Here is a 14,031-nt window from a genome sequence, read left to right on the forward strand (position 1 = left end):
GCTGGCGCGAGCTGTCGATCAACTTCGTCCGCTACGAGAACGACACCTACGACAACATCGGTTGCGCCGAGCCATGGGCGCAGAAGACCATCGCCGAGCATGCGCGCGATCGCCGCGATGTCCTCTATACCTACGAACAACTCGAGCGCGGCGAGACTGGCGACCCGCTGTGGAACGCAGCACAGTTACAGATGGTGCGCTACGGCTGGATGCACAACATGCTGCGGATGTACTGGGCGAAGAAGCTGCTTGAGTGGGCGCCGAACAATGCCAAGGCTTACGAGTGGGCCGTCATTATGAACGACAGCTATGAGCTCGACGGGCGCGACCCCAACTCCTACTCCGGCATCGCGTGGGCGATCGCGGGCAAGTTCGATCGCGCTTGGGGCGAGCGCGAGATCTTCGGCAAGCTCCGCTACATGTCCGGCGCCTCCACGGGTCGCAAGTTCGACTCGGCCCGATACATGGCGCTGATCGGCGATCCGCCGAAGGCGACGGACGAGCTGTACGCGGCCGCCACACGCGTGCCCTCCTGACGCGCGTCCCTTCCTGAGAGCAGCCCTCATGCCCCTGCAACCCATCGTGAGCTTTCATCAGGACGATCACGGCGACTGGGTTGCAGACCTGGCCTGCGGCCACACGCAGCACGTGCGGCATCGCCCGCCGTGGCAGCTGCGCCCCTGGGTGACGACCGAGCAGGGCCGGCGCGAACATCTCGGCGCCGAGTTGAATTGTGTTCTGTGCGAGCGAGAACCGGCGTCCAACCGGCCTGCTTAGCGCACCGGACGCATGCGGAACGAGAAGCCATCCACGGCGTAGAGCACCTGCCCCGCTGCAATCGGCTTTGCTGGGACCCGGCCTGACTGCACGGCATTGAACGCTTTGACCAGCCGCGGAAGCACAGTCGGCGGCGCTACGGGTTCATTGTGCGCGCCCAGCACCATTCGCACCTGCGGCTCGAGGGCGGCAAGCCGGCGAATGGAATGTGCGTACTCGTTCAGGTTCGTCTCCGGACGATAGAGCCAGATCGGCCCGGGGTAGTAGGTGTCTCCGGTGAAGAGCAGCCCACCGCTTCGGTCAAACAGGCTGATCGCGTCGGGCGTGTGCCCCGGCGTTGCGAGCACGGTCAGTGTCCGTCCGCCGAGGTCGATCGCGTCGCCATCCTGGATGGTGCGCGTGATGGTCCAAGGCCGAGTCCGGTACTGCCTCGGATCGAAGCCGGCCGGCAGGTCGCCACAGAGCTCGCCAGGTGCGATCTCCTCCTGCGCATCCTCGCGACTGCCGCGTGCGTTGCTGCGCGTAAACGTGGTCCCCATGCCGAGAATGCTGGTGAACTGCCAGTTATCGCCGACGTGGTCGTTGTGGGTATGCGAGTTCAGAACCGTCACGGGAAGGCTGGTGAGCCCAGTGACTACCTTCCGCAGGTCACCGATCCCCATCCCGGTGTCGAACAGCAACGCCCGGCTCTGGCCCAGGATCAGGTAGCTGATCGTCTCCTCGGACTGGTGGGGCTCGTAGATGGCGAATGTCCTCGGCGCGACGCGATAGACCTCGAACCAGGCGTCGCCGCTCCCGACCCGCTGCAGGGTGCGATACGCGGGCCGCGGCAGGCCCCGGCACCAGTCCGGCGTACTGGACTGCGCCGGCAAGGACGCGGGCACGGCGAGCAAAGCCGCAAGGAGCAGGATGCGCAGCATGGTGAGCTGCGCAAGTGTAACGCGGAGCGGTCATGCGGCCGGCGGGCTCTCGACGCATGCCTCGCTATCATGAAGGCATGGGGACACTCGCGTGGCAGTAGCTCGCTATCTGGTAACTGGGGCGGCAGGCTTCATCGGCTCATCCATCGTTGAAGCGCTGGTCGCGCGTGGGGATGACGTCCGCGCCGTCGACAATTTCCTCACCGGGCGGCGCGAGAATCTTGCGCCACTGTTGCCCCACATCGACTTCCGGGAGGCCGATCTACGCGATCTCGGCGCGATGCGCGCGGCCTGCGAGGGCGTCGAGATCATCTTCCACGAGGGCGCGCTCCCTTCGGTGCCGCGCTCGGTCAAGGACCCCGCACCCAGCCACGACTGCAATGTGAACGGCACCTTCACGCTGCTCGAAGCAGCACGGGCTGCCGGCGTGCGCCGCATCATCTATGCCGCGTCATCGTCCGCATACGGCAACCAGCCCGGCATGCCCCGGCGGGAGAGCATGACGCCCTCACCGATCGCGCCGTACGCCGTGCAGAAGCTCACCGGCGAGCTTTACATGAAGAGCTACTGGCAGGTGTACGGCATGGAGACGGCGTGCCTGCGGTACTTCAACATCTTCGGCCCGCGGCAGGACCCCAACTCACCCTACAGCGGCGTGATGGCGAAGTTCATCCTGCAGATGATGCGTGGCGAACAGCCGACCATCTTCGGCACTGGCGAGCAGGGCCGCGACTTCACCTTCATCGCGAACGCCGTCTCCGCCAACCTGCTGGCCGCGGCCGCACCAGCAGAGAAGATCGGCGGCCGCACCTTCAATATCGCGTGCGGCGGCCGGCACACATTGAACGAGACGTACGGCATCCTGGCGCGGCTGCTCGACTTCCCGCACCCAGCGAACTACGGGCCACCGCGGCTGGGCGACATCACCGATTCCGAGGCGGACATCTCCGCTGCTCGTGAGGCCTTCGGGTACGAGCCGAAGGTGAGTTTCGAAACGGGACTCGAGCGGACAGTGGCCTGGTATCGCCAGACCTTTGGCCAGCAAGTGGGAGCAGCCGTACCCGCTTCGTAACGTAACGGTCTATGCGACAGAGACGATCGGCCACGTTTTCCACCAGATAATCGGCGTATACCTGCCTGTCGTAACCATGGCGGGTGCGGAAGGATACGCCCGGGATCATGTTGCGAAGGGCCATGCTGCATCGGCTGCTGCTGGGCCTCTTCGGTCCTGCCCTGCTGTGTCCGGCCCTGCTGCCGGGCCAGGGCCGGCCAGGCCCCCCGATCGCGCAGCCGCTCGCCAACCCGGCACAGCTCAATGTTCCCTGGCAGCCGCTGGCGCCCGTCTCGCTCAGCAATCCCGCGACCGGCTACACCAGCGGACGTGTGCTCAGCGTCGCGGTCGATCCGGCAGACACTAGCGGCAACACGGTCTACCTCGGGACTACCGGCGGTGTCTGGAAGTCCAGCAACGCTCAGGCGCTGACCAGCAGTGTCACCTTTCAGCCACTGACCGATAGCCTCCCCGCAGTGAGCCGACAGCAACTCACCGTCACCAGCATTGGCGCCGTCACGGTGCAGCCGGGCGGCACGGGCGTGGTGCTGGCCGGCACAGGCGACCCCACCAACATCTCTGACGCAATCTACGGAACCGGGCTGCTGCGCTCGACGGACAGTGGCGTCACCTGGTCGGTCATCACGGATGCGCGCTCCGCCTTCACCGGACTCTCGCAGGCCAGCTTCTTCGGCGAGGCCTTCTCTGCGTTCGCGTGGGGAACGGCATCGCGTGACTTCGTCGTTGCCGGACTGAGCCCGGCGGTGGGCGCGGCGGCCGTCAACGCCGGCTACGTCAACAACAGCACAGCGGGCCTCTACTACTCGCAGGACGCCGGCCAGAGTTGGCAGATGGCGACGATTACGGATGGGCCGGGGCAGGTGCTGCAGCAGGCCGGGCAACAGGGCGGCGGCGTGCCCGTGCTGGCCGTGGTGTGGAACCCGGTGAGGCAGATCTTCGTCGCCGCACTGCGCTTTCACGGCTTCTACTCGTCGCCCAATGGCGTGACCTGGACGCGCCTAGCCCAGCAGCCGGGCACGGCGCTCAGTCATCTGTCGTGCCCGTTTGTGCAGGGTGGCGGCGGTTCGGCGAATTGCCCGATCTACAACGCGGGACTGGCCGTGCAGTCGGCTACGGGCGACATGTTCGCTGTCGCGGTGAACCAGGCCGAGCAGGACAGCGGCATCTGGCAGGATGTCTGCGCGGCGAATCGCGGAAGCTGCCTGAGTCCGCTGCCGACCTTCAGCCAGCCGCTGCCGGTGACCACGCTCGAGAGCACCAGCGGCACCCCCTACGGCACCATCGCCGGAGCGAGCCGCGCATTGTGGCTGGCCGCCGTTCCCTCCGGCTCGGACACGCTGCTTCTTGCCGGGGCCACGGACATCTTCCGCTGCAGCCTGGCCGGGGGCTGCACATGGCGCAACACGACCAATGCCTCCGGATGCGCCGCGGCCCGCGTGGGTCCTGCGCAGCACAGCGTCGCCTGGGATCCCGGGACCAGCACGCTGTTCTTCGGCAACGATCGCGGCCTGTGGCGGAGTACCAACCAGGTCAGCCAGGCGGGTGCGTCCTGCTCGTTCACTGACGTCGCGGCCTTCGACAACCTGAACCTCGGGCTGGGACCGCTCGCAGAGATCACATCGCTGGCGCAGGATCCCTCGGACGCGACGGAGTTGATGGCCGGTCTCGGCCGGCAGGGAACCGCCGGCGGAGGCAGCGGCACATGGCAGGCAGTCTTCTCAAGCGATGGTGGCTCCGTCGGGGAAGGCTGGGGAGCGACGGCCGGCTCCTGGTTTGCGACCTCGGGCCCCGGCGTGTCGATCAGCCAGTGCACGTCGGGCTCCTCCTGCGGCCCGGGGCTGTTCGGAACCACCCCGGTCATCGGCAACGCCCAGGTGGGTGGCGACGGAGCGGCGCTCTCTCGTCCGGCGATCTGGTCACTGGACCCGCAGGATCCCACACGCATCCTGGTCGGGACCTGCCGGGTGTGGCGGGGGCTGGCCAGCGGTCGCGCCTGGAGCGCGGCGAACGCGCTCAGCACACCGCTCGATGGCGTGATCGAGACGACCTGCACCTCCAGCGACACACCCATCCAGGTGCTCGCGGCCAGCGGCACCATCCCGGGGCAGGGCACCCCCAACGCAGAGCGGCTCTACGCCGGGATGGCCGGTCTCCCCGCGGGGTACACGCACCGGCCCGGCCATCTGCTGAGTGCTGTCGTGACGCCGTCCTCCGCCGGCGGGTCCACCCCGTGGAGCGATCTGAGCGGCAGCCCGGTGGTGAACGACCCGAACGACCGCCAGATCTTCAACCCGGGCCACATGACGGTCTCCAGCGTGGTGCTCGACCCGACCGATCTCTCCGGCAAGACGGTTTACGTAGGCATTGCAGGCTTCGGAGGCAGCGGCTTCGCCGAGATCGCGAATGCGCCGCTGGTCTACGGCAGCACCGATGGCGGCCAGCACTGGACCAACCTCACCAGCAACCTGCCCAACGTTCCGGTGAACGCGCTGGCCATCGATCCATCCGACCCCGTCATCATGTATGCCGCCACAGATGGCGGCGTGTATGTCACTGCCTCGGTGACGCAATGCCCGACGCAGGCCTGCTGGTCGCCGTACGGAGTGAACCTGCCCCCTGTCAGGATCACGACGCTATCCACCGTGACCAGCAATGGCCTGGCGCTGCTGCGTGCGGGCACCCAGGGGCGCGGCATCTGGGAGACGCAGCTGGCCAGCACCGCGGTCCAGGCGGTCGCTGCCACCGCGAGCCTGACTCCCGGCTCGCTTACCTTTGGCAGCCAGGCGCTGGGCACGGTCAGCGGCAGCCAGACGCTCACGATTCAGAACACCGGGACGGTGGACCTGACGCTTGGCACCGTGTCGGTCACGAATATAGACTTCGTGCCCTCCTCGCAGTGCCCCGCGACCCTGGCGGCCGGAGCGTCCTGCACGATCGGCGTGGTCTTCGCCCCCACCGCGACCGGCACGCGCAGCGCGAACCTGAGCGTGCCGGCCAACACCGCGAGCGGCTCGTTAACGGCGTCGCTCACCGGCACCGGCGCCAATGGCGCGAGCATCGTGCTCACGCCGCCGCGCATGGACTTCGGCTCGCTCGTCATCGGGCAGACGAGCGCCGTGCAGTATCTGACGATTGCGAACCTTGGCACCTCCCCGGCCACCTTGCAGTCGGAGGTCATCAGCGGCCCGTTCGCGATCACTGCAAACACATGCGGCGCGACGCTGGCCGTGAACACGAGCTGCACCATCGGTATTCGCTTCACGCCCACGGCGGCGGGTGCCGCGTCCGGCACGCTGGTCGCGAGCGACACTGCCGGCACGCAAACCGCGTTCCTCAGCGGCACCGGCCAGGCAGCCGCGACCGACATCCTGACCCCGCTCAGCCTCACGTTTGCTGCGCAGACAGAGGGCACGGTCAGCCCGGCGCAGCAGGTCACGCTGACCAACAACGGCGACCAGGCGCTCAGCGGCGTCGTTGCCGCGACCACGGCAGGATTTCTCGTCACGAACCGATGCGGCGGCTCGGTGCCCGCGCACAGCACCTGCAGCCTGCTGGTGACCTTCGCGCCCCAGAGCGCGGGCGCTCAGTCCGGCACGCTGACCGTGCAGGACGCGTTGCAAACGCAGACGGTGACGCTCAACGGCACTGGGACTGTTCCGGTCGGTAGCGGCGGTCCGTCGCTCACCGCCTCGCCGCTCAACGTCAACTTCGGTGCGGAAGGCATCGCGACCAGCTCCGCCGCACAGCAGGTCAGCATCATCAACAACGGCAGCGTCACGCTGACAGGCGTGACCGTCGTCGCCAGCACCGGCTATCAGGTCGCCACGAACGGCTGCGGGGGCACGCTCGGCCCGGGCGCGAGCTGCCTGGTCGGCGTCGCCTTTGCGCCGCAGTCAGTCGGCCCGTTGGGCGGAACGCTCAACGTGAGCGCGCATGAGCTCTCGAACCCGCTGCTGGTAACGCTCACCGGCTCCGGGCTGGACTTCGAACTGACCGTGCAGGGAGCATCTACTTCCATCGTGACCGGCGGCACCACGGCGACCTACCAACTGGCCCTGACGCCGCTGGGCGGGTCCGCCGGAGTGGTGCAACTGGCCTGCACCGGCGCGCCCGAGGGCAGCACGTGCAGCTTCAATCCCGGCTCGGTTACGTTGAGCGGCACCGGCGCCAGTGCGACGGTCCAGGTATCTGTCACCACCAAGGCGACAACCGCCGCCAGCACGCAGCCCCATTCACTTCCCGGACGGCCAGTCGCCGGCGTTCTGGCCCTCGCTGCCCTGTTCCTCTGGCGGGGGCGTCGCCTCCGTCTTGCCGCGGCCGCGTGGGCTCGGTACGGTGCGCTGCTGATCGTCGGGGGCGTGTGCCTCGGGCTCTCCGGCTGTGGGCTGTCCATCAACGGCGGCAGAGCAGCAGCGACGCCCGGCGGCGGAGCGACGCAGGGCGTCTACACGCTGACCGTCGGTGGCACGGCCCCAGGCGTCACGCACAGCGTGACCCTCAGTCTGACCGTCGAGTAGCGCTTCGCCACTGCGCTAGATGGCCTCGCCGAAGACATGGAAGGGAGCAGCGGTCCTGACCCGCTCCGCGATCCGCTCCAGGTGGCGCAGGTAGAGCGTGTTGTCGCCTCTGCCCTGGTCAGGGGTCAGGGCACGCTGCCGCGGCTCGTAGCGGAAGGGCGCAAACCCGTGCTGCTGCATCTGCGTCTGCACGGTTGCCAATCCGGCCCCGTACCGGTCACTGTCATCGCTGTTTTCAGTGATGACGGCCACCAGCTCCGGCGAGGCGAGTGTCGCGGCGGCTCCCGCCAGCACCTCGGCTTCGTAGCCCTCGACATCGATCTTTAGAATGGCCGGCCGCAGGCCATAGCTGTCGAGCGTCCGCATCTCGATGCCCGGTGTCATCGCATGTCCAGCCTGTTCCGGTTGCTCTTGTTCCGAAGCGACGCGGTGCATGGCGGACGCCCCTTCCGTCTCGATCCGCACGGTGCCGGGCTCGCGGCCCACGGCATAGGGCTCGATGTGAACCAGGCCGCCGATCCGGTTCAGCTCCACGTTGGCCCGCAGGTGCTCGAGTGCATGGGGGCTGGGTTCGAAGGCATAGGTGGTGGCTCCGGCAGCCGCTGCTCCGAGCACGGTGTACGCCCCGACATTTGCTCCCACGTCCACAAAGAAATCGCCGGGGCGGAGGTAGTGGAGCAGGAGGCTCATCTCGGGGAAGTCATTCAACCCGCAGTAAACGTTCTGTGTCGCCCCGTACATGCCGCGGCCGATCAGCAGGCGCGCGCGATCCGTGAAAGGGACCGCGACAGCCGTGCCGGGCAGCAGCCGTGTGGCGATCTGCCAGCGGGCGAATCGCACGATTCCGGTCAGCGGTGACCGGGCGTTCAGGGGATGGCGCCACACATGCCGCAGCGCATTCAACATAGGAGCCACGTTACCATCCGCCCCGGGGTGAGCCTCTCCCGATGCGCCGCCGCCGCCCAGGCGGCCAGAGAGACGGGACCCAGAGAGACGGCGGGCCAGATACACTGACAGTCGCGAGCGCTGCCGTTGCCAATGCCAGCAGGAGGACCAACGCGATGATCCGAGGCATGGAGCGCACCGCCATGGCGCCAGCCTCATCGCTCGCGAGCAAGGTCACGCTGCGCTGGGTCGTGCGGAGCTGTCTCACGGCCAGCCTGGTCATGGCGCTGTTCGAGTTTGGCCTTCACATTGCACTCGCGTTGACCCTTCACATCATTCTGTTTGTCGTTGCCGGGCTGCTCGTGCTCTGTGGCCGACGCCGAGCCGAGCGTCTCCAGCACCTGTTCGGCAGCGGTGTTCCCATCTTCGCTGCGGTTCTGTTCGGGGAGGCCATCTCCTACATCGCGCACGACAGCTACTCGATCTATTACGGTCTGGTGTTCATTGCCGTCCTCTGCTCGGCGCGGCTGATCGTGCAGGAGATCGGCGCCCCCGGCGTGTTGCGCGCCTACTCCCAGGCGGCCCTGATCACCCTCGGCATCACGCTCACTTTCGATATCCGCAAGGTCCTCGCGGGCACAGCGGTCCGCTTCAGTGGCAGCACGGGCGTGCATCCTGACCTGGTCGGGTTCCTCTTCGCCGGCTTCCTTCCCGTCATCATTTGGCGGGCGATCGAGTTTCAGGACAAAACGCGCAAGCGGGTCGCGATCTTCATCGCGATCATGACGTTTGTGATCATTTTCATGACCGGTTCGCGCGGCTCACTGGCAGCCGTGACGACCACGGCCGTGCTGCTGCTGACGCGCGCCGTCGTGCTCGAGAGGCTTCTTGCCCGCGTGCGGGTCAGCCACGCTGTCGTCATCGGCTTCCTGATCGCCCTGCCGCTGCTCGGCTTCTGGCTGGTGCAGCATGGCCGCGGAGCCAATTTCATCGCGTACATCGTCGACTCTCTGGAACTTAACTCCTCGGGGCGAGGCGTCAAGTCGGGTCTGTCCGGGCGGACCGGCATCTGGCAGATCGCCATCCTGATCATGCGGACCTACAATCGCTGGCTGTCGGGCTTCGGCTACCGTGCCGGCGACCGCCTGGTCGGGACCATCGATAACGGCTACGTGCAGTTGCTGTTTGAGAGCGGTGTGATCGCCGGGTCGATCATTCTCGGCTCCATGGTGCGCGTGCTGTTCGTCACGTGGCGTGCGGCCGGCAACGCTCGCAACGCAGCATGGAAGCGCTACTACACCGTGCTGTGGTGCATGATGATCATCTACTTCCTCAACAACGTCTCCACCCGGTACCTGTTCAGCTTCGGCAGCAGCTTTTCGCTGGTCGTGCTCTGCCTGATGGTGAGCACGCGCAGCGAGCTGCTGGGGGTCGCCAAGGCTCGCGCTACCGGGTTCATGCCCCACCAGCGCGGCCGGCCCGTGCCGCCGGATGGCCGCGACCCTGCCCCGCATCTCGCCTGGAATCCGCCAGCGTCGTTCTAAGCCGCGGCTCCCCCCAGTCTGGCTCCCCAATCTTGGCCTCCCGGGGAACTCCCTTGCTCCTGCGGCCGCCCCGCGCAGGGGGACCCGCATGTATCGGGTTCGCCTGTACCGCGGAAGCTGGCAGAGGCTCTACACTTGAGGTAGTTTCAAGTGGCAACACAGACCGCTCCAGCGTGGGCGGACAGCGTGGTCGTGACGCACGGCACTGCTACGGCACTGCGCGAAGTGCAATCGTTCGAACAAGGAGCAAATGCGGCGCCGTGGTTCGTCATGCGACCCACGCGAGCAGAGCGTATGAATCAGCGTGTGGGACTTCTCCTGGCGGGCTTGCTGGTATTGGCGGCGGGTGGCCAGGCGGCTCTGGGTCAGGCCGGTTGCGATCCGAATACCTCTTTCTGCGGCGGCACAACGGGCAGTTCGACCTCCGGCCAATCGCTTCTCAATCAACTGCCGACCGCTGGCAGCAGCAGTGAGAACGGTGCGCCCTTTGGCAACAGTGGCAGTTACGGCGGCGGACGCTCCCTGGGCGGGCTGACGACGTCGCTCGACCTGCAGCAGGTGCCCACCTACACCGACACCACCAATGGCGGCCGCGAGCTCAGCAACGGCACCGCGCGTCAGTACCCGCTTTACTACCAGCGCTTCTTCGCTCCCGATCAGCCGACCGAATTTCAGCACCTGGTGTACGCATCGGTTGGCCAGATGCTGCCCATCTTTGGCGCCAAACTGTTTCTGCAGAGCCCCAGCACCTTCTCTCCCGTCGATCAGGTGCCTGTCACGGACAGCTATGTCATTGGCCCCGGCGATCAGTTGCTGATCCGCCTCTGGGGACAGATCAACTTCAATGCGGATCTGACCGTCGATCGCAATGGCGAGATCTACATTCCGCAGGTGGGCGCGATCCAGGTGGGCGGCCTCTCCTACGGCCAGCTCCGGGACCACATCCGCACCAGCGTCGGCCGCATTTACAAGAACTTCGACGTGTCCGTAAACATGGGGCAGCTGCACCCCATCCACATCTTCGTCACCGGCCAGGCGCGCTACCCGGGCAGCTACACCGTCAGCTCGCTGAGCACGCTGGTCAGCGCTCTGTTCGTCACCGGTGGCCCGGCGCCCGAGGGTTCGCTGCGCCACATCCTGCTGCGCCGCAACGGCGCAACCGTTGCCGACTTCGATCTGTACGACCTCCTGGTGAACGGCGACAAGTCGCATGACGTGCCGCTGCTGCCCGGTGATGTGCTCTACATCCCACCGGTGGGCCCGCAGGTGGCGGTCTACGGCAGCGTGAAATCCCCCGGGATCTACGAGTTGAAGGACGGCGCGCCGAAGACCGGCGACCTGGTGGACAGCCTGGCCGCGCCCCGGCCAGCCAGCCTGACCCCCGACGCGGCAGGTAGGGGCACCGTCGGAGCGATCCTGACCGACGCGGGCGGCCTCACCAGCCTGGCCTCGCTGGCGCGGGCCTCGCTCGAGAGCATCGACGAGCAGCAGCGCCGCCGCGCCATGGACATCCCGCTGAACGCGGCCGGCAAGGCGACCTCGCTGCACGATGGCGACATTCTCCGCGTGCTGCCGGTCTCCCCCAGCTTTGAGCAGACCGTGACCGTGCGCGGCAACGTAGCCGACCCCGGCCGCTTCCAGTGGCACGCCGGCATGAAGCTGAGCGAGCTGTTGCCGGACAGCCAGTCACTGGTGACCCGCGACTACTGGCAGCGGCGCAACCAGCTCGGCCTGCCCTCGCCCGTCTTCCAGCCCGACTACGCCCAGCGCTTCACCGCGTACCGCCGCGCCGCTGCCGCCAACCAGCGTGAATACCAGAGCTACCTGCGGCGCGAGCAGGAGCGCCGGCTCTACGAGCAGCAGACGCAGAACACGGCAGCCCAGCCCGCAGGGGCGACGCCGCTGCAGCCGCCTTCGCAGGACCTGGACCTGGAATCGCAGGAGAGCACTGACCTGGGCTACAACAATTCGACCGGGCCGGCCAATCTGCCGGACGATCATCAGCCCGGCACCATCCCGGCCCAGACGCAGAGCGCGAACAACAATGTGCCGCACGACAATACGGTGAGCGGCGGCTCGCTCGCCGATCAGCAGCGCATCACCCGCACGGAGAACACGGCGGCCGCGCGCAACCTGATCGACGTGTCGCTGCCCGCGCCCGAGATCGACTGGTCATATGCAGTGATCGAGCGCATGGACCCGGTCACGCTCAAGACCCGGCTGCTCCCCTTCGACCTCGGCAAGCTGGTCCAGCAGCACGATGCGTCCCAGGACCTCGCGCTCGAGCCGCACGACGTCATCACCATCTTTTCTCAGGCCGACATTCGCGTTCCACAGCAGCAGCAGACCAAGCTCATCCGCATCGAGGGTGAGGTCGCCCATGCCGGCGTGTACAGCGCCGAGCCCGGCGAAACATTGCGCCAGGTGGTGGATCGCGCCGGAGGCCTGACCCCCAATGCGTACCTGTTCGGCGCGCAGTTGACGCGCGAGTCGGCCCGCATCGTCCAGCAGCAACAGCTGGATCAGTACGTCACGCAACTGGAGCTCGGCATCGACCGCGCGGCCGCCGCGGCCGCGGCCAGCGCCATCTCCCCGCAGGACCAGGCTGCCGCGACGGCCTCGCTCGGCTCCACCCAGGTGCTGGTCACGCGGCTGCGCGAACTGCGCGCCAGTGGCCGCGTCGTTCTCGCCCTGACAGCGGACGCACAAAACACGGGCGCTCTTCCCGAGCTGCCGCTCGAAGATGGAGACCGGTTCTTTGTCCCGGCGCGGCCCTCGAGCGTCAACGTGGTCGGCGCGGTCTACGAGCAGAGCTCGTTCCTGTTCGACTCACACCGGCGCGTCTACGGCTACCTGAAGCAGGCGGGCGGCGCCAACCGGGCCGCCGATCCGACCCACGCTTTCGTCATCCGCGCCGACGGCTCGGTTCTCAGCCGCGAGGCCGCGAAGACCTTCTGGGGCAATGAATTCGACCAGGCGCACGTGCACCCCGGAGACACCATCGTGGTGCCGGAAAAGATCTACCGCGGCAACAGCCTGCGCAGCGTGCTCGAGTTCTCGCAGCTCTTCTCCACCCTCGCCCTGGGCGCGGCTTCTCTCGCGGTGATCACGAATTGAGCGAGCCCTACATCGAGCAGCCGGTCCAGCGACCTGCCCCGGCGCGACAGCTGGACGTGTTGGATGTCCTGATGGTCTTTGCCCGGCGCAAGTGGATCATCCTGAGCTGGACCCTGGCCGGCGTGCTGGTGGCCTTCGTTCTGCTGCTGCGCGCGCCCACGCTCTACCAGGCGACCACCATCATCATGGCGCCCGAGCAGGAGCAGTCGAGCGCTGCCCTCGTCGGACAGGTTGGTGCGCTCTCCGCGTTCGCCGGCAACTTCGGATTCCGTTCGCCGGCTGACCTCTTCCTCTCGATCCTGGCGACCAACACCGTGCTGCTCGACATGGTGGACCGCTATCACCTGATGCAGGCCTACGGCATCCCCGATCGCGAGGCCGCGAGCGGCATCCTGCGGGCACGCAGCAAGCTCTCCGCTACCAAGGAAGGCCTGATCATCATCCAGGTGGAGGACAAGGACCCGAAGCGCGCCGCCACCCTGGCGACCGCCTACAGCGACGAGCTGTTTCAGCAGAACAATCGCCTGGCCATCGGCGCTGCCGCGCGACGCCGGCTCTTCTTCCAGCAGCAGCTTGCGGAAGAGAAGAATCACCTCGCCGATGCCGAGGTCGCTCTCAAAAGCACGCAGCAGACCACCGGCGTATTGCAACTGGGCGGCCAGGCAGAGAACCTGATCCGCCAGGAAGCGGACATCGAAGCCAACATCACCGGGCATGAAGTGCAGCTCGCCGCGATGCAGTCGGGGTCTACAGCGCAGAACCCGGAGGTGATCCGGCTGCGCACGGAGCTGCAGGGGCTGCGTGAGCAACTGTCGCAGTTGCGTAGAGGAAACTCGACCGAGATGTTGAGCCAGAAGCAGTTCCCGGAGATCGGTCTCGAGTACGTGCGCAGGCAGCGCGACGTTGCCTATCACCAGACGCTGTACGACGTGCTGGCGCGGCAGCTCGAAGCGGCGCGCATCGATGAGGCCAAGGCGTCGCCCTCCGTCCAGGTGCTCGATCCGCCGCTCATTCCCCGGATCCGCTCCTGGCCGAAGCCCAGCCTGTTCCTCGGCATCGGCCTCGTTCTCGGCTTCGTCCTGGGCTGCATCCGCGTCGTCGTCGTCTGGGTCTACGACTACGCGGACGCCGATCCCCGGCTCAGCCCGCGCTTCCACGCACTGAAGCAGGCATTGCGCCCGCGCACGTAGATCGTGAGC

9 protein-coding genes are annotated in these 14,031 nt (G+C 67.0%); 7 read left to right on the forward strand and 2 right to left on the reverse strand.

The window, feature by feature from the left end; all coding sequences use genetic code 11:
• Together AC5IJH_RS13850 and AC5IJH_RS13855 are read left to right on the forward strand one after the other, a co-directional pair.
• On the forward strand, window positions 1-536 hold a 536-nt coding region (locus AC5IJH_RS13850; protein ID WP_491903414.1), incomplete at its 5' end, for an FAD-binding domain-containing protein.
• A gap of 28 nt (window positions 537-564) precedes the next feature.
• A complete protein-coding gene (locus AC5IJH_RS13855) occupies window positions 565-777 on the forward strand; it encodes a DUF3565 domain-containing protein (protein WP_491903415.1) in 213 nt (70 codons plus the stop codon).
• Here the strand turns inward: AC5IJH_RS13855 and AC5IJH_RS13860 are convergent.
• Window positions 774-1,697 (reverse strand): MBL fold metallo-hydrolase, encoded by a 924-nt coding sequence (locus tag AC5IJH_RS13860; protein WP_491903416.1) that lies wholly within the window; start codon window positions 1,695-1,697, stop codon window positions 774-776. The genes AC5IJH_RS13855 and AC5IJH_RS13860 overlap by 4 nt on opposite strands.
• Before the next feature lie 91 nt (window positions 1,698-1,788).
• On the opposite strand from AC5IJH_RS13860, the gene AC5IJH_RS13865 reads away from it, so the two are divergent.
• Window positions 1,789-2,769, forward strand: a complete 981-nt coding sequence (locus AC5IJH_RS13865; protein WP_491903417.1) for an NAD-dependent epimerase/dehydratase family protein — start codon at window positions 1,789-1,791, stop codon at window positions 2,767-2,769.
• 107 nt (window positions 2,770-2,876) lie between these two features.
• On the forward strand, window positions 2,877-7,286 hold the full coding sequence (locus AC5IJH_RS13870; protein ID WP_491903418.1) for a choice-of-anchor D domain-containing protein: 4,410 nt from the start codon (window positions 2,877-2,879) through the stop codon (window positions 7,284-7,286).
• A gap of 15 nt (window positions 7,287-7,301) precedes the next feature.
• Here the strand turns inward: AC5IJH_RS13870 and AC5IJH_RS13875 are convergent, their stop codons facing one another.
• A complete protein-coding gene (locus AC5IJH_RS13875; RefSeq protein WP_491903455.1) occupies window positions 7,302-8,192 on the reverse strand; it encodes an FkbM family methyltransferase in 891 nt (296 codons plus the stop codon).
• Between the two features lie 155 nt (window positions 8,193-8,347).
• On the opposite strand from AC5IJH_RS13875, the gene AC5IJH_RS13880 reads away from it, so the two are divergent.
• The 3 genes from AC5IJH_RS13880 to AC5IJH_RS13890 all read left to right on the forward strand — a co-directional run bounded on the left by AC5IJH_RS13880 (window position 8,348) and on the right by AC5IJH_RS13890 (window position 14,022).
• Window positions 8,348-9,715: an O-antigen ligase family protein gene (locus tag AC5IJH_RS13880; protein ID WP_491903419.1), complete on the forward strand. Its 1,368-nt coding sequence runs from the start codon at window positions 8,348-8,350 to the stop codon at window positions 9,713-9,715.
• Between the two features lie 150 nt (window positions 9,716-9,865).
• The gene (locus tag AC5IJH_RS13885; RefSeq protein ID WP_491903420.1) at window positions 9,866-12,832 is read left to right on the forward strand and encodes a polysaccharide biosynthesis/export family protein; all 2,967 of its coding nucleotides are present in this window, start codon (window positions 9,866-9,868) and stop codon (window positions 12,830-12,832) included.
• Window positions 12,829-14,022 carry a GumC family protein gene (locus AC5IJH_RS13890; RefSeq protein ID WP_491903421.1) on the forward strand — a complete coding sequence of 398 codons (1,194 nt, stop codon included), beginning with the start codon at window positions 12,829-12,831 and terminating at the stop codon, window positions 14,020-14,022. Before AC5IJH_RS13885 ends, AC5IJH_RS13890 begins: the two co-directional genes overlap by 4 nt.
• Window positions 14,023-14,031 lie beyond the last annotated feature (9 nt).

It is taken from the genome of Candidatus Dedyshia acidiphila, from assembly GCF_051025295.1.
GTDB lineage: Bacteria > Acidobacteriota > Terriglobia > Terriglobales > Acidobacteriaceae > KBS-83.